This is a genomic window from Stenotrophomonas sp. STEN054 (assembly GCF_056854535.1).
Window position 1 is genome coordinate 97,704 of the sequence record NZ_JBXFWG010000001.1, and the last position, 19,646, is coordinate 117,349.

Here is a 19,646-nt window from a genome sequence, read left to right on the forward strand (position 1 = left end):
CGGCGGCGACAGGCATCATTCAAGCAACGCCTGTTAGCGTCGGCCTGTACCGCCGCGCGTGGCGCGGTCCCTGCCCGTTGGAGCATCGCGATGATCCGTCCCCTGACCCTGCTGCTGTGCCTGGCCAGCCTGCCCGGGACCGTGCTTGCCCAGTCCGCTGCCGGCGCCACGGCGCCGCAGTCGCCCGGCCTGGACCTGTCGGTTCCGCAGGCACCGATGCGCTATCTCAACGACCCGACCGTGCAGCAGGACCCGCCGGGCACCTACTACGGCGACAAGAGCGGCCCGCGCGTGCACGACGATGCCCGCATCGCCGACGTGACCGACGACAAGCTGAGGGTGTCCGGCAACTTCACCACCGGCATCGGTTATTCGAAGGGTTACGGCAACTCGCACTACAACGCCGCCACGCTCAACCTCAGCAAGAACTACACCACGGATGAAGGCAAGACCCACGGGGTCAACGTCAACATCCATGTCAGCGAAGGCAAGGGGCCTGGTTTTGGCCCGTATGGTGGTGGTTTCTATGGCGGCGGTGGCCCGGGTTACTGGGATTACCCGCCGCCGTACGGCTGGTAAACAGCTCCCGCTGCGCTCGCCGGGCATGGCCCGGCGCTACCGCCTGCCTTGTAGAGCCGAGCCCACGCTCGGCTGCACACTCCGCTCGCCGGGCGTGGCCCGGCGCTACCACCTGCGTTGTAGAGCCGAGCCCACGCTCGGCTGCACATTCCGCTCGCCGGGCGTGGCCCGGCGCTACCGGCCTCAATCCAGCCAGCCATCGCGCTCGCTGTGCAGGATCCGCCCGTCATGGCCGCTCAGGCGCACTTCCACGCGCTGGTTGCGGGCGTTGCGCGCTTCCAGCGACCAGGTCGCGCCATCGCGTTCCAGCGAATGGATCTCGCGCAGACCCTGCGCCTGCGCCTTGGCAAGCACCTGCCCGGTACCCAGCAGCGCGCGGCCATCGTGCTCGTCGAAGATCTCGCCGGTCTTCGGGTCGACATACACCTCGCTGAAGCGACCATCGGCACGGCTGACGTCGGCTTCCCACAGACCATCATCGCGCTCGATCTCGTGGATCTGGGTGTAGCCGGCCTTGCGCAGGATCTGCTCGACCTGGGCCATGCCCAGCGGGGCCGCCTGCACGGCGGGAGCGAAGGCCAGGGCGGCGACGGTGGCGAGTGTGAGCGACTTCAACATGGGGGTTCTCCTGTTCAATGCCGGACCATCCCGGCACCGCCACGATGCCGGGCACGGTTAACAGCCGCTTAGCCGGCACTGTTAGCCAGTGGTTAGCCGTAACCGGCACACTCACGCCATCCTCCCCGCATGGCTGCCCTCCCCCGTGACGCCGCTGTTCGCCCTGCCCCTGCTGCTGGCCCTGGCCAGCCCCGCAACCGCCGCCCGGCCTGCCCAGGATCCGGCGCAGGATGTCGCGCGCCGGGCCGTGCAGCAGGGTCGCTACGTCGCGCTGGAAGGCGTGGTGCGCGATGCACTCAAGCGCCACCCCGGCCAGCTGCTGGAAGTGGAGCTGGACGATGGCGTGTACGAAGTGGAGATCCTGCGCGCCGACGGCGTGGTGGTGGAGCTGGACTATGATGCGCGCAACGGCAGGTTGCTGAAGACGGAGCTGGACGACTGATGCGCATCCTGCTGGCCGAAGACGATGCGGCGCTGGCGCAGCGCCTGCAGCCGCTGCTGGAACAGGCCGGTTACGTGGTGCAGACGGTGGCCGATGGCCGCCAGGCCGAAGAGATCGGCCAGATCGAGGATCTGCAGGCGGCCATCGTCGACCTCGGCCTGCCCGGGCTGGACGGCTTGAGCGTGATCGAGCGCTGGCGCAGCAACGGCCGCAGCTTCCCGGTGCTGGTGCTGACCGCGCGCGGGCGCTGGCACGACAAGCTGGCCGGGTTCGATGCCGGTGCCGATGACTACCTGACCAAACCCTTCCAGGCCGATGAGCTGGTGCTGCGCCTGCGCGCCCTGATCCGTCGCAGCCATGGCCATGCCAGCCCGCGCCTGCAGTGCGGCCCCCTGCAGCTGGACGTCAACGCCGGGCGCTTCGAACTGGACGGCCAGCCACTGGCACTCAGCCCGCAGGAGTTCCGCCTGCTCAGCTGTTTCATCCACCACAGCGGCCAGGTGATCGGCCGCGAGCGGCTGGGCGAGCAGGTCTTCGATGGCGGCCTCGACCCGGATTCGAATGCGCTGGACGTGCTGTTGGGGCGCGTGCGCCGCAAGCTCGGCAGCGACCTGATCCAGACCGTACGCGGCCAGGGCTGGCGGCTGGCCGCGCCGTGAGCGGGCAACCCTCGCTGCGCCGCCGCCTGCTGCTGGCCGGTGGCATCGGCCTGCTGCTGGTTTCGCTGCTGGCCAGCGCGCTGCTGGGCGAACTGTTCAAGCGCAGCGCGCGCGACCGCCTGGACCATGAGCTGCAGCAGGACCTGCTGACCTTGGTCGCGCAGATGGAAACCACGCCCGATGGCCAGCTGCAGCTGCGCCAGGAGCCCAACGACGCGCGCTTCCAGCGGGTGTTTTCCGGCGCGTACTGGCAGATCGCCAACCGCCGCGGAGAGGTGCTGCTGCAGTCGCGCTCGCTGTGGGATGAAAGCCTGCCGGCCACGGCGGCCGCTGAGGCCCCCCGCAACCTGCCCGGGCCCCTGCAACAGGCGCTGCGTGCGCGCGTGCAGGAGGTGCGCCTGCCACGCGCCAGCCAGGCGTATCGGGTGACCGTGGCCACCGACCGCAGCACGCTGGATGCCGATGTGGCGGCCTTCCGCCAGCGCACCGCGCTGGCGTTGGCCGTGCTGGTGGCGGTCTGGCTGGCGGTGCTGGCCAGCCAGGTGCAGTTCGGCCTGCGCCCGCTGCGGCGCCTGGCCCATCAGCTGGAACGCGTGCGGCGCGGGCAGGCCCAGCGCATCGACACCGATGGCCTGGGCAGCGAGATCGTGCCACTGGGCGAGGAGCTCAACGCCCTGCTCGAACACCAGCAGCGGATGGTCGCGCGCGCGCGCACCAGTGCCGAAGACCTGGCCCATGCATTGAAGACGCCGCTGAGCGTGCTGGCCGCCGAAACCGATGGCGACGGGACGGACTGGCGCACGACCGTGCGCGAACAGGGCGCGCGCATGCAGGCCAGTGTCGACCGCTACCTGGCGGTGGGCCTGGCTGCCGATCATCGCCAGCGCACCAGCGTGGCGCCGGTGGCGCAGGCGCTGTGTGGGCTGATGGCCCGTGTGCACGGCGAGCGCGGCGTGGTGTTCGGCGCGGAGGGCATCGACGAGGCGCTGCAGTTTGCCGGTGCGCGTGCGGATCTTGAAGAAATGCTGGGCAACCTGCTGGACAACGCCGGCAAGTGGGCACGGCAGCGGGTGTCGATCAGCGCGGCGAGTGAGGAAGGGCAACTGCGCATTGATGTGCGCGACGACGGCCCCGGCCTGGCCGCCGATGCGCTGGCGCAGGTCACCCGGCGCGGTGTGCGCCTGGATGAGCGCGAAGGCAGCAGCGGGCTGGGCCTGGCGATCGTGGGAGACATCGCCGCCAGCTACGGTGGGCGGCTGGGGCTGTCTCTTATACACATCTGACGCTGCCGACGACGGAAAAAAAAAAAGGGGGGGGGGGGGGGGGGGGGGGGGGGGGGGGGGGGGGCGGCGGGGGGGGTTTTTCCTTTGTTGTGGGGGGTGGGGGGGGGGGGTTTGGGGTGGGGGGGGTGTTGGGGGGGGGGGGGGCGGCCCCCCCCCCGGCGAGCGCGCAGCGCGGTCGTCTTATTCCAGCGCGAAACGCAGCACGAACAGCGTCGCCACCAGCCATACCGCCGGATGCACCTCGCGCCAGCGGCCGGTGCCGGCCTTCAGCGCGGCGTAGGCGATGAAGCCGAAGGCCAGCCCGTTGGCGATGGAATAGGTGAACGGCATCGCCAGCGCACACAGCGCGGCCGGCACCGATTCGGTCAGGTCGCTCCAGTCCACTTCCACCAGTTCGCGCAGCATCAGGCCGGCCACGAACAGCAGCGCCGGCGAGGTGGCATAGGCGGGCACCATGGCCGCCAGCGGCGAGAACAGCAGCGCGGCCAGGAACAGCGCCGACACCACCAGTGCGGTCAGGCCGGTACGGCCGCCCACCTGCACGCCCGAGGCGCTTTCGGCGAAGGCGGTGGTGCTGCTGGTGCCCAGCAGTGAACCGGCCACGATGGCCGTGCTGTCGGCCAGCAGCGCACGGCCGAAGCGCTTCTGCGCGCCCGGCAGTTTCAGCAGGCCGGCGCGTCCGACCACGCCGTACAGCGTGCCGGTGGCATCGAACACTTCCACCAGCACGAACACCAGCACCACCTGCAGCAGCACCGCGATCGGCGCGCCGCCGTCGTGGTGCAGCAGGCCGGGCAGGTCCAGCTGCAGGAAGGTCGGTGCCAGGCTCGGCGGCAGCGACACCAGGCCGTGGTACTGCACGTCACCCAGTGCCCAGCCGGCGCCGGTGACGGCGAGGATGCCGATCAGGATCGCACCGCGTACGCGGCGCGCTTCCAGCACCGCGATCAGCAGGAAACCGCCGAGCGCCAGCAGCGGCGGCGCCGTGTTCAGCGGGCCGAGCGCCACCAGCGTGTCTTCGTTGCCGACGATCACCCCGGATTTCTGCAGCGCGATGATCGCCAGGAACAGGCCGATGCCGGCCACGATGGCCGAGCGCAGTGACGACGGAATGCCGGCCACCAGCCACGCACGCACGCCGGTCAGCGACAGCACCAGGAACACCAGCCCGGAAATGAACACCGCGCCCAGCGCCTGCTGCCACGGCAGGCCGGCCGCGCCGACTACCGTGAAGGCGAAGAACGCGTTCAGGCCCATGCCCGGCGCCATGCCTACCGGGAAATTGGCCGCCAGGGCCATCACCGCCGAACCCAGCGCGGCGGCCAGGCAGGTGGCGACGAACACGGCGCCGGCGTCCATGCCCGTGGTGCCCAGGATTTCCGGGTTGACGAAGACGATGTAGGACATCGTCAGGAAGGTGGTGACACCGGCCAGCAGCTCGGTGCGCACGGTGGTGGCGTGCTGCTGCAGCTGGAACAGGCGTTCGAACAGGGACATGGGGGTACTCACAACAATTGGGCGTCACCCCCAGCGGTGGTGACCTGCCGAAAGAGAAAGGCCGCGCGAGCGCGGCCTTTCCGGTTGCCTTACTTCAGCGCCTTGAAGCGCAGGCGCTTCGGTGCGGCGTCGTCGCCCATGCGGCGGCGCTTGTCTTCTTCGTACTCGCGGTAGTTGCCCTGGAAGAACTCCACGTGCGAATCGCCTTCGAACGCCAGGATGTGGGTCGCGATGCGATCCAGGAACCAGCGGTCATGCGAAATGACGAAGGTGTTGCCCGGGAACTCCAGCAGCGCATCTTCCAGCGCACGCAGGGTTTCGATGTCCAGATCGTTGGATGGTTCGTCGAGCAGCAGCACGTTGCCACCCTGCAGCAGGGTCTTGGCCATGTGCAGGCGGCCACGCTCACCACCGGACAGCGAACCAACCATCTTCTGCTGGTCCTGGCCCTTGAAGTTGAAGCGGCCGATGTAGGCGCGCGACTGGATCTCGATACCGTTGATGTTGAGGATGTCCAGGCCGCCAGCGATTTCCTGGAAGACGTTGTGGTTGCCTTCCAGCGCGTCGCGGCTCTGGTCCACGTAGGACAGCTTCACGGTCGGGCCGACCACGATCTCGCCGGTGTCCGGCTTTTCCTGGCCGGTGATCATCTTGAACAGGGTCGACTTACCGGCACCGTTCGGGCCGATGATGCCGACGATGGCGCCGGCCGGCACCAGGAAGCTCAGGTTGTCGAACAGCAGGCGGTCGCCGAACTTCTTCGAGACGTTCTTGAACTCCATCACCGCATTGCCCAGGCGCTCGCCCGGCGGGATGAAGATTTCATTGGTCTCGTTGCGCTTCTGGTAATCGACCGACTGCAGCTCTTCCAGGCGGGCCAGACGGGCCTTGCCCTTGGTACGGCCGCCCTTGGCGTTCTGGCGCGACCATTCCAGTTCCTTCTGGATCGCCTTCTGGCGGGCCTTTTCCTGGTTGTCTTCCTGCTTCAGGCGCTCATCCTTCTGGGTCAGCCAGTCGGTGTAGTTGCCCTTCCACGGAATGCCGCGGCCGCGGTCCAGTTCCAGGATCCACTCGGCGGCGTTGTCCAGGAAGTAGCGATCATGGGTGACCGCCACGACGGTGCCGGTGTAGCGCGCCAGGAACTGTTCCAGCCATTCCACCGACTCGGCGTCGAGGTGGTTGGTCGGTTCGTCGAGCAGCAGCATGTCCGGCTTCTGCAGCAGCAGGCGGCACAGTGCCACGCGGCGCTTTTCACCACCGGACAGCTTGCCGACCACGGCATCCCACGGCGGCAGGCGCAGCGCATCGGCAGCCACGTCCAGCTGGTTTTCCAGGGTATGCGCGTCGCCAGCGGCGAGGATCGCCTCCAGGCGCTCCTGTTCCTTGGCCAGTGCGTCGAAGTCGGCGCCTTCCTCGGCATAGGCGGTGTAGACCGCGTCCAGCGCAGCCTGGGCCTGCAGCACTTCGCCCACGCCTTCTTCCACCGCTTCACGCACGGTCTTGGTCGGGTCCAGTTCCGGTTCCTGCGCCAGGTAGCCGACCTTGATGCCGGCCTGCGGGCGGGCTTCGCCCTCGAAATCGGTGTCCACGCCGGCCATGATCTTCAGCACGGTGGACTTGCCGGCGCCGTTCAGGCCCAGCAGGCCGATCTTCGCGCCCGGGAAGAAGGACAGCGAGATGTCCTTGATGATCTGCCGCTTGGGCGGGACCACCTTGGACACGCGGTTCATGGTGTAGATGTATTGCGAGGACATGAGGTCTCCGTAGGGGCGCGGCCCTGCACCCGTCCGTCAGCGGGAAGCTCCCGGACGACAGCGGGCACAGACTGAATGGAATACCCCCAATTATAGCCGGAACCGCCTCCCGGCCGCGCCTGCCGGACCCCCGTGGGGCTGGCCGAAGGCTGAATACTGAGCAGAATGCGTCAACGGGAAGCGTTTCCAGCCGGAAACGGTTCAGATCGGTTGCGCAATATGGACATCACCATCCACTGCAACAGAGGTCTGTCATGCGCATCCATCGAATCGTGGCCGGGGCCATGGCCTCTGTGCTGGCGCTGGGATCGGTCACCCCGGCATTCGCCGACAACGATCACCGTGACCGCCGCGAGTGGCGGGAAGACCGCCGCGATGATCGTCGCGAGTACCGCCATGACGTCCGCGAGGCGCGTCGCGACTACGAACGGGACCGCCGCGATGCGCGCCGTGACTGGCGCCGCGACCATGACCGCCGCTACTACCATCCGGCACCGCCGCCGCCGCGCGTGGTCTACCGCCCCGGCTATCGGCCGGGCCCGGGCTACGGCTGGCAGGTCGGCCACCGCTACCGCGATTACTACCGTGGGCCGGTCTACGTGGTGAACGACTACCCGCGCTACCACCTGCGCCGCCCGCCGTACGGCCACCAGTGGATCCGGGACGATCGCGGCAACATGCTGCTGGTGGCCATCGCCACCGGCGTGATCGCCCAGTACGTGCTCAGCCGCTGAGTCAGCGGTCACATCCACGCATGGCGTGGATCTACTGACATGTCGGGCCACATCCATACGGGGCCGGATCTCCTCCACGGGGATCCGGCCCCGTCCCGTTCGGCCCCGGCAGGCCGTCACGGGGCTACAATCAGGGGCTGTGCCGTACCCCTCTTTCCCTGCCTGCCGGAGTACCCGATGTTCCCGCGTGACGTCCGCATCGAAACCTACGATCCCGAACTGGCCAAGGCCATCGCCGCCGAAACCCAGCGTCAGGAAGACCACGTCGAGCTGATCGCCAGCGAGAACTACACCAGCCCGGCCGTGATGGAGGCCCAGGGCAGCCAGCTGACCAACAAGTACGCCGAAGGGTACCCGGGCAAGCGCTACTACGGTGGCTGCGAATACGTGGACATTGCCGAGCAGCTGGCGATCGACCGCCTCAAGCAGCTGTTTGGTGCCGACTACGCCAACGTGCAGCCGCACAGCGGTTCGCAGGCCAACCAGGCCGTGTACTTCGCCCTGCTGCAGCCGGGTGACACCATCCTCGGCATGAGCCTGGCCCACGGCGGCCACCTCACCCACGGTGCCAAGGTCAACGCCTCGGGCAAGCTGTTCAACGCCGTGCAGTACGGCGTCAACGACCAGGGCCTGATCGATTACGACGAAGTCGAGCGCCTGGCCCTGGAGCACAAGCCGAAGATGGTCGTGGCCGGTTTCTCGGCCTATTCGCAGGTGATCGACTGGGCGCGCTTCCGCGCCATCGCCGACAAGGTCGGCGCCTACCTGTTCGTCGACATGGCCCACGTGGCCGGCCTGGTCGCCGCTGGCGTCTACCCGAGCCCGCTGGATCATGCCCACGTGGTCACCTCGACCACCCACAAAACCCTGCGCGGCCCGCGCGGCGGCATCATCGTCGCCAAGGGCGCCGACGAAGACCTGGTCAAGAAGCTGCAGTCGGTGGTGTTCCCGGGCATCCAGGGCGGCCCGCTGATGCACGTCATCGCCGCCAAGGCCGTGGCCTTCAAGGAAGCGCTGGAACCGGGCTTCACCGCCTACCAGCAGCAGGTGGTGAAGAACGCCCAGGCGATGGCCAACACGCTCATCGCGCGCGGCTACAAGATCGTTTCCGGCGGCACCCAGAACCACCTGATGCTGGTGGACATGATCGGCAAGGACGTGTCCGGCAAGGACGCGGAAGCCGCGCTGGGCAAGGCCCACATCACCGTCAACAAGAACTCGGTGCCGAACGACCCGCGTTCGCCGTTCGTGACCTCGGGCCTGCGCCTGGGCACCCCGGCGGTCACCACCCGTGGCTATGTCGAACAGGACTGCGTGGACCTGGCCAACTGGATCGCCGACGTGCTCGACGCCCCGGCCGATGACGCCGTCATCGCCCGCGTGCGCGACGCCGTCAGCGCGCAGTGCCGCAAGTACCCGGTCTACGGCTGATCGGGGAGTGGGGTCGGATCCTTCCCGCAGGGAGGGGCTCTGACCCCACGGTCGGGTATCCCACGCATGGATGAGCGTCGCCTCAAGTACCTGTACACGGCGCTGGCGGTGCTGTTCGGCCTGCCCAGCCTGCTCTTCGGAGGCGCAGGTGCCTGCATCGCGCTGGTCATGGGCGTGATTGGCCTGGCCTCCCTGAACCCGGACAAGCTGTGGTTTGCCGCCGGCATGCTTCTGTGGGGATCGGCTGCGCTTGCCGGCCTGGTGGCCTGCATCGCGCTCAGCCTCTTCTGGCTGAGGGAAGGGCGACGAGGCCTGGGTGCGGCCTCGCTGCGCTGGTGGTGGCTGCTGGGTCTGGGCATGCTGGCCTGCCTGCCGATGCTGGCCATGGCGCTGTACTACCTCTCGGATATGGGCCTTCTTGTGCTGAACATGGTGTTTGCAGGCCCGTCGATGCTGGTGCCGGCGGGCATGCTGGTGCTGTTGCGGGTGGCCGGACCCCCGCAGGTGGCCGCCCCCCGTGGATGAGGTCGCGCAAAAGCGCCGCATTGCACTGGCCCTGCTGCTGGGCATTCCGATCATTGCCGTAACCGGCACCCTGTCGGTGCTGGGGCTCGGTGCGTTTGCCCGCTACCTCACCGTCCTGCAGTGGTTGTGGGCCGGCGCGGGTCTGGTCGGGCTGATGGCCTGGCTGTTGCTGAGCGGCTTGTTCCTGTGGCGCGGCCAGTCCGGGCTGCGTGCCGCACCGTGGTTCGTCTGGAGCGGCCTGTTACTCGGCGCGCTGGCAGCTGTTGCCATGGTTGCCGTCGCCGTGTCACTGGCATTCATGAGCGGCGACTGGACCTCGCTGGGGCTTCTTGCGCTGGGACCGCCGCTGCTGCTGCCGGCTGCGCATCTGGCGTGGCTGCGCTGGCGGCAACCCCTTGCCGCACAGGGCTGAGCGCCGCCCGGATTTGCTGCAAAAGCCCTTCTCAGGTACCTTTGCGACGCTGTCATGACGTTGACAGAGTGGTATCCCCCCTGAGCCAGGCGTTCCATGTATTGCCCCTTCTGCCAGCATGCCGATACACGGGTCATTGACTCGCGCGTCTCCGAAGACGGCGCGACGATCCGCCGTCGGCGTGAGTGCGAGGCCTGCAACGAACGTTTCAGCACCCTGGAGACGGTCGAGCTGAAGCTGCCGGCCATCGTCAAGAGTGACGGCACACGCGAAGCCTTTGACCAGCGCAAGGTGCGCGCCGGCTTCGACCGCGCGCTGCAGAAGCGCGCAGTGCCGGAAGAGAAGATCGAAGCGGCGGTACGCGCCGTGGTCCACCAGCTGCGCATCAGCGGCGAACGCGAAGTGCCCTCGATCAAGGTTGGCGAGTTCGTGATGAACGAACTGCGCAAGCTCGACCACGTCGGCTACGTGCGCTTCGCCTCGGTTTACCGCAGCTTCGAGGACGTGGCCGATTTCCGCGAGGAGATCGAGAAGCTGGAACGCGACCTGCCGTCCAGCACCGAACAGCTGCAGCTGCTGGGCGATGTCATCGCCCTGACCAAGAAAAAGAAGGGCTGACATCCGGATGGGTGGAGGGTGCCAACCGTTGGTTGGCACGATGGCATGGATCCACACCCGCAGCGTTACCATGGCCGCATGACCACGCCGTTCACCGTCCTCGACCACCTGCACATGGCCAACGCACTGCGCCTGGCCGAGCGTGCCGCCTACACCACCCGCCCCAATCCCATGGTCGGCTGCGTGATCGCCCATGGCGAGCGCGTGGTCGGGCAGGGCTGGCACCAGCGTGCCGGTGGCCCGCACGCCGAAGTCTTCGCCCTGCGTGAAGCCGGCAGCGAAGCGCGGGGTGCCACCGCCTACGTCACCCTGGAACCCTGCGCGCATTTCGGCCGCACGCCACCGTGCGCGCTGGCGCTGATCGAGGCCGGTGTGTCGCGCGTCGTCGCGGCGCTGCGCGACCCCTTCCCGAAGGTCGATGGCGGTGGCTTCGACCTGCTGCGCGAAGCGGGCATCAAGGTGTGCGAAGGCCTGATGACGGCGCAGGCGCGCGAGCTCAACAAGGGCTTTCTGTCGCGCGTGGAGCGCAACCGCCCGTGGCTGCGGGTGAAGCTGGCCGCCAGCCTGGACGGTCGCACGGCGATGGCCGATGGCAGCTCGAAATGGATCACCGGTGCGGCGGCGCGCGAAGACGTGCAGCACTGGCGCGCGCGTGCCGGCGCGATCCTCACCGGCGCCGATACGGTGCTGGCCGACGACCCGATGCTGACCGTACGCCTGGCCGATTGCGAGGTGATGCCGCCGCTGCGCGTGGTGCTTGATTCCCGACTGCGCTCGCTGGAATGCAGCCGCGTGCGCGAGGGTCGGGCGCCGACGTTGTATGTGCACGATGCTGCGGTGAACGCACCGGATGCGGCCGATGCCGAATTCGCCAGCGTGCCGAGCGTCGATGGACGCCTGGATCTGGGTGCGGTGCTGGCGCTGCTGGCCGAGCGTGGCATCAATGAAGTACACACCGAAGCCGGTGCCACCCTGGCCGGCGCGCTGCTGCGTGGCGGCTGGGTCGATGAGCTGCTGCTGTACCAGGCACCGACGCTGCTGGGGGATACCGGCCGCCCGCTGCTGGCTGGCCTCGGTATTGAAGCGATGGACCAGCAACGTCGCCTGCGCGCGGTCGACCAGCGCCAGGTGGGGGATGACCTGCGGTTGCTGCTGCGCGCGTGATGCGGTGAAAGCCATCCACGCATGGCGTGGATCTACACTGCGCCGTTACCCGCGTATCTGTGGCGCATCGGCATTCCAAGGATATTATTCTTGGAACCCCAGGAAATCCGGGGTGATGCCTGCTTTCAGTACGCTATCTTCAATATCCTTGAAGTACTGAATTTCAATAAGGTCACTTTTTTTTTGCAGTATCTGAATAGGCTTGCCATGCGTGTGGACTCGGCCTTGATGTTTACGCACGTGCCTCCTGGAATGCTGACCTCGCTTCTTTCGTCATCTGGGCCAGTCAAGATGAGCCCAACCAGTACAGGAATGTTGGTCACCAGCCAGTAGGTGTGAAAGCTCTCCCTGTCAGCAGGGAGGTAGGAGTCATCGGTCATCACAACCGCCAGCGTTTCTTTCAGATTTTTTGGTGTCAGCTCAACGTCGTTGAATTGCGATCCCGTGACGTAGAACAGGCTTGGTGGATGGTCTACAGGCTTCGAGAAAGCGGTCTCAGAGCGTCCACCTAAACCCCAGGTATTCATCAGAAGAACAAGTTTCGCCCCATTCATCTCAACAATTTCTGTTGTGATCGAGACTGATTCAGTCAATGTGCTCTCACAGTTCTCGGGTGCTTTGCAGGCAACTACATGAGGTTTGATTGTTGAGCTTGCGCTTTCGAGTGTGAAATCAGTAGCGCCGAATCCTGAAAAACTGTTTTTGGCCGGCGCTCCCATTACCAGTCCAGGCAACATCACGCAGGCAAGCAGCACGATCAGGCGACCAGCCAGGCATCGCCGCGTACAGCACTTCATTCACAGGACTCCGGCCAGAGGGCATCAAACATCGGCCGCAGCACCTTGCACGGCCGTGCCTGCTCGCTGGTCGCTCAATGCCTTACCCAGCGCATCGGCCCCGCCAGTTCCTGGGGCGCGAAGCGCGCCGCGCAGCGCCGAAACTTGTGGACCAGCCCATCGCATACGGCGGTGACCAGCAGGGAACAGAAGAGGGCGCGCATCGAGGCTTGCATTGGCAAGGAGGGGCTGTGGCGTCACATGCCGCGGAACTGGACCGAGGCGGCCATGGCATCGACCGCATCCAGTACTTCCTTCGGGCTGTCCGCCGGCAGGATGGCTACGAGACGGACGAACCGCTCGCTTGGCCACACCGCCAGGTAATGGCGGTAGCGGTTTCCGCTGGGGGTGAGTCCGTCAACGCGGTGCCCCGCAATGCCTGCGAAGTGCGTGTTTGTCCTGGAAACGATGGTGCCTCCTTGAATGCTGACCGTGCCGGCAATCAGTTCATCAGAGATCTCGGCCACATCGTCCGAATCGAAGGGAAGCGACAGCATGGACGCCACGGTCACCAGCGGCTGGCGGCCTTGCGGATCGGTGTCCAGTTTGCCCGCAGTGAACATCACCGCCGAGCCGGCCAACGTGTTGAGCAGCCGAAACGGAGACGCTGCTTCGACGGTGAAGGGGAGGGCGGCAACGTTCTGCTCAAGCGTGGGCTGGGCACCGCGCGTCACCGACTCCAGAACACGCACGGCCTGCTTGTGGGTCAACTCATGATCGCGCGGGGCTTGAATCGTGATCATGACGGTCGGAGAGCCGCTGAACAGCGCGATCCACTTGCCGAACGTGTAACCGTGGGCGTCCTGGCTGCCGATCACCACCGGAATCGTCTGCCCGTCGCTTGTGATTCTCTCCAGACGTTCGACCTGCACGCCCTGGCTGGCGAAGCGTTCGCGCGCTGTCGCATTGTCTGCGAACAGTTCGCTCACCACTGCACCGGCTTCTGCGGGCAGTTCGGCAATCAGGATGCTGGCGCGTCCATCTCCACTGACGAACCCGGAGAAGTTGGGGGCTGGTGCGAAGCCAGGAGGCGGTGCCAGGCTGACGACCGAGCCGGGGACGGGAACCGAAGGCGGCGAGGCCTGGGAGCATCCCACCAGCAGCAGTGCCTGCAGGGAGAGCAGTACGGTGCGCGTGATGCGGCGCAGAGAATCGAACATCTGAAGCTCCTTCATGCTGCCGATGCTGACGCGTCGGCCTCACAGCGTGGACCACTCGCACCTGCGCTTCAATGCAATTACTTGTAAAGGAATCGGGGCTTCCTACAGTGTGCTGATAGCGTCAGTCGATCTCGCACAATGCCGAAACGTCTACCTCATCCTCGCCGGCGTCCCACCTGCCCAGTGGCATCAGCCCCATCAGCACGGTCCGCGAAAGCTGCTGCCCGCGCGCGGCGTCCGAGGCTTCGTGGTTTCCCAGATACCAGCCCGTTACCGGTACGCAGTGCGAGCCATCCGGGGCGTCGCGCAGCAGGGTGGTCCAGCGGCTGAACAGCGCATCGCTCTGCGCCTGGGCATCGGGTTGTGTCGTGTTCTGAAGCGCCAGATAGGCTTCGCGAAGGGGCGATACGTCCGGGTACGTGCATGCCAGTGCGCACATGCCGATTTCCGGTGAACCCAACGGTAGAAAATTCCTGGCCTCGCAGTGAATCAGCGATAGCCGCGTGCTTAGTGCGTTGGCAAATGCGCGCCCGATGGCGGGGGCGGGGGGCGGAAATGCCTGCCGTGCCAACCACGCAGGTACATCGTCAATGACGGGCTGTCAGTCGATACGTTCGCTCGGCACCCAGCCGGGGCCCAACGCCTCAAGCAATGCCTTCGCTGGCGCATCATCGTGCAGGTAGACGCGGGCCTGCAGCGTGCATGCCTCTTCCGGTCTTGGCGGTGAACTCGCCGCGTTTGCCGATGACGCCAGCAGTGCCAGCACTGCCAGCAGCACCAAGGCACGCGCACGCGGCGGCAGAACAAGGAGAGGCTTCAACATGGCGGTGTCGCCAGGCAGAGGGATTGCGAAGCATCGCCAATCCCGCCCTCTGCCGTTCATGCAATCTTTCCGAACTGTGTTGGCTGGAAGGCCGCGCACATCGTGCGAGCGACCCGCCGTTACCGCTTTACGCGCACTCGTCGGTCCACATCGTCTGTGCGATCGGGCGCAATGCCTTGCACTCCTGCGTCATCTCATCAGCCGACTTCACCTGGGCCTTGGCCTTCAGCTCGTCGGCCATCGCATCCACGCCGCTGATCTGTTCCGGGGCGATCTTCGTCACGCAGCTGCGGTGCTGCTGCAGCAGCAGGTCGCAGCCGGGCACGCCGGTCACCTTCGGTGCGCTGGCCGCTTCGGCATCTTCCATCCACACCTGGAACGGCGCGATGGATTCCAGCACCGGGGTGACCAGCTCATCGAAGCTGCCACTGAACCAGTACGCTTGCCCGGCACCGGAGTACAGCTTCTGGCTGCCCTTCACCGTGCGCTGCGTGCCGCTCTTCAGCGCCTGCGTATAGGCCTCGATGAAGCGTGTGCGGCTGGCCGGGTCTTCACTGGTCATGCTGTCGGCGAACAGCGGGCGCACGCTCGCCAGGTCCACCACCTTGCAGGTGAACTCGACCGTGGCGATCTTCTGGTCGTCCACGTACTCGTTCTCTTCGATGCTGCTGCCAGTGGCGCGACAGGTCGATGCCTTCAGCACCTTTCCGTACAGCGCTTCGGTCGCGGCTGCATCGGGCGTGGCGCCAACGCTGGCCTGCAGCGCCATCCACGGTTCGGCCAGCGCCTTGGCCAGTGCGCCCGGCGTGGGCGTCACCGCGTCCTTGCCATCGTGCGCGCTGCGCATGGCGTCGTTGAGCGTGCGTGCGGCAGCGGCATCGTCTTCAATCAGCACGCGCGCGTACAGGTCCAGCGTCTGTTCCGGCGTCAGGGCCGTTGCGGCGGTGGCAAACACGGGGGAGGACAGCAGGGCGATGGCGAGCAGGGTGCGCAGGGGAGTCTTCATGACGGTGTTCCGTTTCCAGTGAGGCAGTGCAAAGGCGCGAAAGCCTGGCGCATCTGCACGCAGCTTCGATGGCACGCCGTGCGCGCGCCCATGAAAAACGGGCCCCTTGCGGAGCCCGTTCGATTACACGACGAGGATCGAGCAATCAGAAGCTGGCGCGTACGCCGGCCGAGAACTGGGTGACGTCGCGGTAGCCGGAGACCTCGCCCACCAGACCCCAGGTCTTGGTGAAGTTGACCTGGCCACCGAGGGTGCCGACCCAGGTGCCTTCGAAATTGTTGCCGCCATCCATGTAACCGGCCTTGATCCAGGCTTCGGTCATGCGCGAGGGCTTGCCACGCAGGCCCATGGTGGCGCGCACCAGGTTGGTGTGGTCCTTGAAGGTTTCATCAGCGAAACCGTCCAGGCGGTCGGTGACCTTGGCCTGCTGACGCACCCAGGCGATGTCGGCGGTGTAGTCGACGCGATCGCTGAAGGGCATGTGGTAGCCGATGCCCAGCTCCGGCTGGTTCAGTTCCAGCTTCACCGAGCCATCGGTGAAGTGGTAGGTCTTGCTGCCGTAGTTCCAGCCACCGAACACGTGCACCTGCTCGGCAAGGGCCACCGAGCCGCGCACGTAGCCGCCGTCCAGCTTGGGATCGTTGAGGCTGTCGTCGCTGACCTTGGCCTGGGTCCAGCCACCTTCGGCGTAGGTGTAGCTCAGGGCATCGGCCGAGGCCGAGAACGGTGCGGCGGCCAGCAGTGCGGCCACGATCAGGATCTTGCGCATGGATTTTCCTGTGAATTGCAGTCCATTGGCGGGCCACCCTGTTGGCAGTCCGTGGCGACCTCATGTCGTCCGAGGCTTGATTTTAATGAAACTTTTACAGAATACGAGCGACTTACGTCACAGCTGGCGGTCGGTTCAGCTGCGGGTCGGATCCGTGCAGGGCGGGGGGTCGGATCCTTTTGCAACACAAAGGTCTCTGACCCCAAGTGGGCCACACAAGGGGTCAGAGCCCTTTCCTGCGGAAAGGCATCCGACTCCGGTCAGTCCAGGCTGGTACACTGGCCGAGCCGGTTTCGCCGGTACACAAACGTCTTCAGGGCGGGGTGCGATTCCCCACCGGCGGTAGGTGCGCAAGCACGAGCCCGCGAGCGCCCCGGCCCATGGTCGGGGGTCAGCAGATCCGGTCCAATGCCGGAGCCGACGGTCATAGTCCGGATGAAAGAAGACGGTGCCACAGGGCCTTTGCGGCCCTGCGCCCGCCTGTTTGCCTTGCGGCGTTTTTCGCTCACTTTTCGCGGAGAACGTTTCTTGTTTACTGGAATCATCGAAGGCGTCGGCCGTGTGGCCGCACGCGAATCCATCGGCGGCGATGTCCGCTTCACCTTCAACGTCGGGAATCTGCCGTTCGACCACGTGCAGATGGGCGAGAGCATTGCCATCAACGGCGTCTGCCTCACCGTCATCGCCTTCGACGCCAGCAGCTTCCAGGCCGATGCGTCCACCGAGACCCTGGGCCTGACCACGCTCGGCCAGCTGTCTGAAGGGGCGGTCATCAACCTCGAACGCGCCATGCGCCCGACCGACCGCCTTGGCGGTCACCTGGTCAGCGGCCACGTCGATGGCCTCGGCCAGGTCCTGTCCATCCACGAAGATGCACGTGCCCAGCGCTGGCGTTTCGCCGCGCCGGCCGTGCTGCGCCGCTACATCGCCAAGAAGGGCTCGATCTGCGTGGACGGCGTCAGCCTCACCGTCAACGAAGTGGATTACGAAGGTTTCGAAGTCGCCCTCATCCCGCACACCGTGGCCAACACCGCTTTCTCCACCTCGCGCGTGGGCAGCGCGGTGAACCTGGAAATCGACCTGGTTGCCCGTTACGTTGAACGCCTGCTGGGCGAAGGAGCACGTGCATGAATTTCGCCCCGATCCCCGAGATCCTCGAAGACATCCGCCAAGGCCGCATGGTCGTCATCGTCGACGACGAAGACCGCGAGAACGAAGGCGACCTGATCATGGCCGCCGAGCTGGTCAAGCCGTCGGACATCAACTTCATGGTCACCCACGGCCGTGGCCTGGTCTGCCTGCCGCTGACCCGTACCCGCGCCGCCGATCTCGGCCTGGCGCCGATGGTGCAGGCCAATACCGCGCAGTTCCAGACCAATTTCACCGTCAGCATCGAGGCGGCCGAAGGCGTGACCACCGGCATTTCCGCCCATGACCGCGCCCACACCATCCGTACCGCGGTGAAGCCCAACGCCAGGCCGGCCGACCTGCACCAGCCGGGCCACATCTTCCCGCTGATCGCCCAGCCGGGCGGCGTGCTGACCCGCGCCGGCCACACCGAGGCCGGCGTCGACCTGGCCATGCTGGCCGGGCTGGAACCGGCCGGCGTGCTGGTGGAGATACTCAACCCGGACGGCAGCATGGCGCGCCGCCCGGAGCTGGAAGTGTTCGCCCGCGAGCACGGCCTGAAGATGGGCTCCATCGCCGACCTGATCGCCTACCGCCTGGCCACCGAAAAGACCGTCGAGCGTGTGGACGAGCGCGACATCGATACCGAATTCGGCCCCTTCAAGCTGGTCACCTACCGCGACCGCATCGCCCACGACCTGCATTTCGCCCTGGTCCGTGGCACCCCGGCGGCCGATACCCCGACCCTGGTGCGCGTGCAGGTGGAAAACCCGCTGGCCGACCTGCTGCACTGGCGCCGTGATGATTTCGGCGTGGCCGCCACCGATGCCCTGCGCGCGATTTCCGCCGAAGGGACGGGCGTGATGGTGGTGCTGTCGGCCCCGCGCGACGGCGAGGCCCTGCTGGCCCGCCTGCGCCAGCAGCCGGCGCCGGTGGTGCCGGGCAAGGACAAGGATGTGGGCCAGTGGCGCCGCAATGGTGCCGGCTCGCAGATCCTGTCCGACCTGGGCCTGGGCAAGCTGCGCGTGCTGGGTACCCCCCGCCGCCAGGTGGGCCTGGCCGGCTACGGCCTGGAAGTGGTGGAGACGGTGACCCTGTAACGGTTGCCCGATGGGGTCGAAGCCCGCGGCGCGGGATCCGACCCCGGTAGCGCCGGGCCGTGCCCGGCAGATCGACCCGTCCCCCGATGGGTGCCGACCGTTGGTCGGCACACCATGCGGTAGAATCACCTCCTTATCGAACCCCCAAGCCGCATATGAGCCACTACGAAGGCGATCTTCGCACCCCCGAGTCGGCGCGCTTTGCCATCCTGGCCAGCCGCTGGAACGCCCGCATCACCGATACCCTGGTTGCTGGCGCCCGCCAGAGCCTGGCCGGCAACGGCATCGCCGAAGCCAACATCGACGTGATCCGCGTGCCGGGTGCCTGGGAACTGCCGCTGGTCGCCGCTCGCCTCGCTGCCGCCCATGAACACGCTGCCATCCTCACCCTGGGCTGCGTCATCCGTGGCGACACCCGCCACTACGAACACGTGGCCGACCGCTGCGCTGAAGGCCTGATGCGCGTGCAGCTGGATTTCGGCGTGCCGGTGCTGAACGGCGTGCTGGCCGTAGAGCGCGCCGAGGATGCCGAGGCACGCGCCGGTGGCAGCCACGGCAACAAGGGTGAAGAAGTCGCAATCGCTGCATTGGAAATGGTCAACCTGCTGGAGCAACTGCCATGAACAAGAACCCCCAGGGCAAGCCCTCCGGTAAACCCGTCCGCCGTGATGGCATCGACCCGGTGCTGCGCTCGCGCGCCCGCCGTCGTGCCGTGCAGGCGCTGTATGCCTGGCAGATCTCCGGCGGCAACGCACAGTCGCTCATTGCCCAGTTCGCCCACGAACAGGCCCGCGAAATCGCCGATCTGGCGTATTTCGAAGCGCTGGTGCATGGCGTGCTGGATAACCGTAAAGACATTGACGAAGCCCTCGGCCCGTACCTGGACCGTGGCATCGAAGAAGTAGATGCGATCGAACGCGCCGTGCTGCGCCTGGCCGGCTACGAGCTGCGCTACCGCCTGGACGTGCCGTACCGCGTGGTCATCAACGAAGCCATCGAATCGGCCAAGCGTTTCGGTTCCGAGCATGGCCACACCTACGTCAACGGCGTGCTGGATCGTGCGGCCGTGGAATGGCGCAAGGTCGAATCGGGTCACTGACCCCTGCGT

At 66.5% G+C, this 19,646-nt stretch carries 23 protein-coding genes and 1 riboswitch; of the genes, 14 read left to right on the plus strand and 9 right to left on the minus strand.

Annotated elements, in window-relative coordinates:
- Positions 1 to 90: 90 nt before the first annotated feature.
- Positions 91 to 579: a hypothetical protein gene (locus tag AC1VXD_RS00380; protein WP_482990339.1), complete on the plus strand. Its 489-nt coding sequence runs from the start codon at positions 91 to 93 to the stop codon at positions 577 to 579.
- A gap of 183 nt (positions 580 to 762) precedes the next feature.
- Here AC1VXD_RS00380 and AC1VXD_RS00385 read toward each other — a convergent pair whose 3' ends face one another.
- Positions 763 to 1,197 (minus strand): PepSY domain-containing protein, encoded by a 435-nt coding sequence (locus AC1VXD_RS00385; protein ID WP_482990340.1) that lies wholly within the window; start codon positions 1,195 to 1,197, stop codon positions 763 to 765.
- A 145-nt stretch (positions 1,198 to 1,342) separates the two neighbouring features.
- On the opposite strand from AC1VXD_RS00385, the gene AC1VXD_RS00390 reads away from it, so the two are divergent.
- The 3 genes from AC1VXD_RS00390 to AC1VXD_RS00400 are packed head-to-tail and all read left to right on the plus strand — an operon-like array spanning position 1,343 to position 3,581.
- Positions 1,343 to 1,639 carry a PepSY domain-containing protein gene (locus AC1VXD_RS00390; RefSeq protein WP_482990341.1) on the plus strand — a complete coding sequence of 99 codons (297 nt, stop codon included), beginning with the start codon at positions 1,343 to 1,345 and terminating at the stop codon, positions 1,637 to 1,639.
- Positions 1,639 to 2,298: a response regulator transcription factor gene (locus tag AC1VXD_RS00395; RefSeq protein ID WP_482990342.1), complete on the plus strand. Its 660-nt coding sequence runs from the start codon at positions 1,639 to 1,641 to the stop codon at positions 2,296 to 2,298. Before AC1VXD_RS00390 ends, AC1VXD_RS00395 begins: the two co-directional genes overlap by 1 nt.
- Positions 2,295 to 3,581, plus strand: coding sequence for a sensor histidine kinase (locus AC1VXD_RS00400; RefSeq protein WP_482990343.1), 1,287 nt, complete (start codon positions 2,295 to 2,297; stop codon positions 3,579 to 3,581). The genes AC1VXD_RS00395 and AC1VXD_RS00400 overlap by 4 nt, the downstream gene beginning before the upstream one ends.
- Before the next feature lie 180 nt (positions 3,582 to 3,761).
- On the opposite strand, the gene AC1VXD_RS00405 is transcribed toward AC1VXD_RS00400, so the two are convergent.
- Together AC1VXD_RS00405 and ettA are read right to left on the minus strand one after the other, a co-directional pair.
- Entirely contained in the window at positions 3,762 to 5,078 is a 1,317-nt protein-coding gene (locus AC1VXD_RS00405; RefSeq protein WP_482990344.1) for an NCS2 family permease, read from the minus strand.
- 89 nt (positions 5,079 to 5,167) lie between these two features.
- Positions 5,168 to 6,832, minus strand: coding sequence for an energy-dependent translational throttle protein EttA (ettA, locus tag AC1VXD_RS00410; RefSeq protein WP_079220603.1), 1,665 nt, complete (start codon positions 6,830 to 6,832; stop codon positions 5,168 to 5,170).
- A gap of 254 nt (positions 6,833 to 7,086) precedes the next feature.
- Between ettA and AC1VXD_RS00415 the strand changes: the two genes are divergently transcribed.
- The 6 genes from AC1VXD_RS00415 (at position 7,087) to ribD (ending at position 11,716) form a co-directional block, all read left to right on the plus strand.
- On the plus strand, positions 7,087 to 7,566 hold the full coding sequence (locus AC1VXD_RS00415) for an RcnB family protein (RefSeq protein WP_482990345.1): 480 nt from the start codon (positions 7,087 to 7,089) through the stop codon (positions 7,564 to 7,566).
- Between the two features lie 177 nt (positions 7,567 to 7,743).
- Positions 7,744 to 8,997, plus strand: coding sequence for a serine hydroxymethyltransferase (gene glyA, locus AC1VXD_RS00420; RefSeq protein ID WP_482990346.1), 1,254 nt, complete (start codon positions 7,744 to 7,746; stop codon positions 8,995 to 8,997).
- Positions 8,998 to 9,063: 66 nt separating this feature from the next.
- On the plus strand, positions 9,064 to 9,522 hold the full coding sequence (locus AC1VXD_RS00425; RefSeq protein ID WP_482990347.1) for a hypothetical protein: 459 nt from the start codon (positions 9,064 to 9,066) through the stop codon (positions 9,520 to 9,522).
- On the plus strand, positions 9,515 to 9,934 hold the full coding sequence (locus tag AC1VXD_RS00430; RefSeq protein WP_482990348.1) for a hypothetical protein: 420 nt from the start codon (positions 9,515 to 9,517) through the stop codon (positions 9,932 to 9,934). The genes AC1VXD_RS00425 and AC1VXD_RS00430 overlap by 8 nt, the downstream gene beginning before the upstream one ends.
- A gap of 96 nt (positions 9,935 to 10,030) precedes the next feature.
- Positions 10,031 to 10,552: a transcriptional regulator NrdR gene (gene nrdR, locus AC1VXD_RS00435; RefSeq protein WP_108767702.1), complete on the plus strand. Its 522-nt coding sequence runs from the start codon at positions 10,031 to 10,033 to the stop codon at positions 10,550 to 10,552.
- A 78-nt stretch (positions 10,553 to 10,630) separates the two neighbouring features.
- Positions 10,631 to 11,716 (plus strand): bifunctional diaminohydroxyphosphoribosylaminopyrimidine deaminase/5-amino-6-(5-phosphoribosylamino)uracil reductase RibD, encoded by a 1,086-nt coding sequence (gene ribD / locus AC1VXD_RS00440; RefSeq protein WP_482990420.1) that lies wholly within the window; start codon positions 10,631 to 10,633, stop codon positions 11,714 to 11,716.
- 125 nt (positions 11,717 to 11,841) lie between these two features.
- Here the strand turns inward: ribD and AC1VXD_RS00445 are convergent, their stop codons facing one another.
- From AC1VXD_RS00445 to AC1VXD_RS00470, 6 genes are all read right to left on the minus strand, one after another.
- Complete coding sequence (locus AC1VXD_RS00445) at positions 11,842 to 12,471, minus strand: hypothetical protein (RefSeq protein ID WP_482990349.1); 630 nt, start codon at positions 12,469 to 12,471, stop codon at positions 11,842 to 11,844.
- Between the two features lie 278 nt (positions 12,472 to 12,749).
- Entirely contained in the window at positions 12,750 to 13,727 is a 978-nt protein-coding gene (locus AC1VXD_RS00450; RefSeq protein WP_482990350.1) for a hypothetical protein, read from the minus strand.
- A gap of 106 nt (positions 13,728 to 13,833) precedes the next feature.
- A complete protein-coding gene (locus AC1VXD_RS00455; protein WP_482990351.1) occupies positions 13,834 to 14,151 on the minus strand; it encodes a hypothetical protein in 318 nt (105 codons plus the stop codon).
- Positions 14,152 to 14,313: 162 nt separating this feature from the next.
- A complete protein-coding gene (locus AC1VXD_RS00460; RefSeq protein ID WP_482990352.1) occupies positions 14,314 to 14,535 on the minus strand; it encodes a hypothetical protein in 222 nt (73 codons plus the stop codon).
- A 127-nt stretch (positions 14,536 to 14,662) separates the two neighbouring features.
- Positions 14,663 to 15,541 carry a hypothetical protein gene (locus AC1VXD_RS00465; RefSeq protein WP_482990353.1) on the minus strand — a complete coding sequence of 293 codons (879 nt, stop codon included), beginning with the start codon at positions 15,539 to 15,541 and terminating at the stop codon, positions 14,663 to 14,665.
- A gap of 145 nt (positions 15,542 to 15,686) precedes the next feature.
- On the minus strand, positions 15,687 to 16,310 hold the full coding sequence (locus AC1VXD_RS00470; protein ID WP_482990354.1) for a hypothetical protein: 624 nt from the start codon (positions 16,308 to 16,310) through the stop codon (positions 15,687 to 15,689).
- A 305-nt stretch (positions 16,311 to 16,615) separates the two neighbouring features.
- A riboswitch (FMN riboswitch) is annotated at positions 16,616 to 16,761 on the plus strand.
- Between the two features lie 77 nt (positions 16,762 to 16,838).
- Here AC1VXD_RS00470 and AC1VXD_RS00475 point away from each other — a divergent pair.
- From AC1VXD_RS00475 to nusB, 4 genes are all read left to right on the plus strand, one after another.
- The gene (locus AC1VXD_RS00475; RefSeq protein WP_482990355.1) at positions 16,839 to 17,441 is read left to right on the plus strand and encodes a riboflavin synthase; all 603 of its coding nucleotides are present in this window, start codon (positions 16,839 to 16,841) and stop codon (positions 17,439 to 17,441) included.
- Positions 17,438 to 18,538 carry a 3,4-dihydroxy-2-butanone-4-phosphate synthase gene (gene ribB, locus AC1VXD_RS00480; RefSeq protein ID WP_482990356.1) on the plus strand — a complete coding sequence of 367 codons (1,101 nt, stop codon included), beginning with the start codon at positions 17,438 to 17,440 and terminating at the stop codon, positions 18,536 to 18,538. The genes AC1VXD_RS00475 and ribB overlap by 4 nt, the downstream gene beginning before the upstream one ends.
- Before the next feature lie 155 nt (positions 18,539 to 18,693).
- Complete coding sequence (gene ribH, locus AC1VXD_RS00485; protein WP_079220615.1) at positions 18,694 to 19,161, plus strand: 6,7-dimethyl-8-ribityllumazine synthase; 468 nt, start codon at positions 18,694 to 18,696, stop codon at positions 19,159 to 19,161.
- Positions 19,158 to 19,637 (plus strand): transcription antitermination factor NusB, encoded by a 480-nt coding sequence (nusB, locus tag AC1VXD_RS00490; protein ID WP_482990357.1) that lies wholly within the window; start codon positions 19,158 to 19,160, stop codon positions 19,635 to 19,637. The genes ribH and nusB overlap by 4 nt, the downstream gene beginning before the upstream one ends.
- Positions 19,638 to 19,646: the final 9 nt, after the last annotated feature.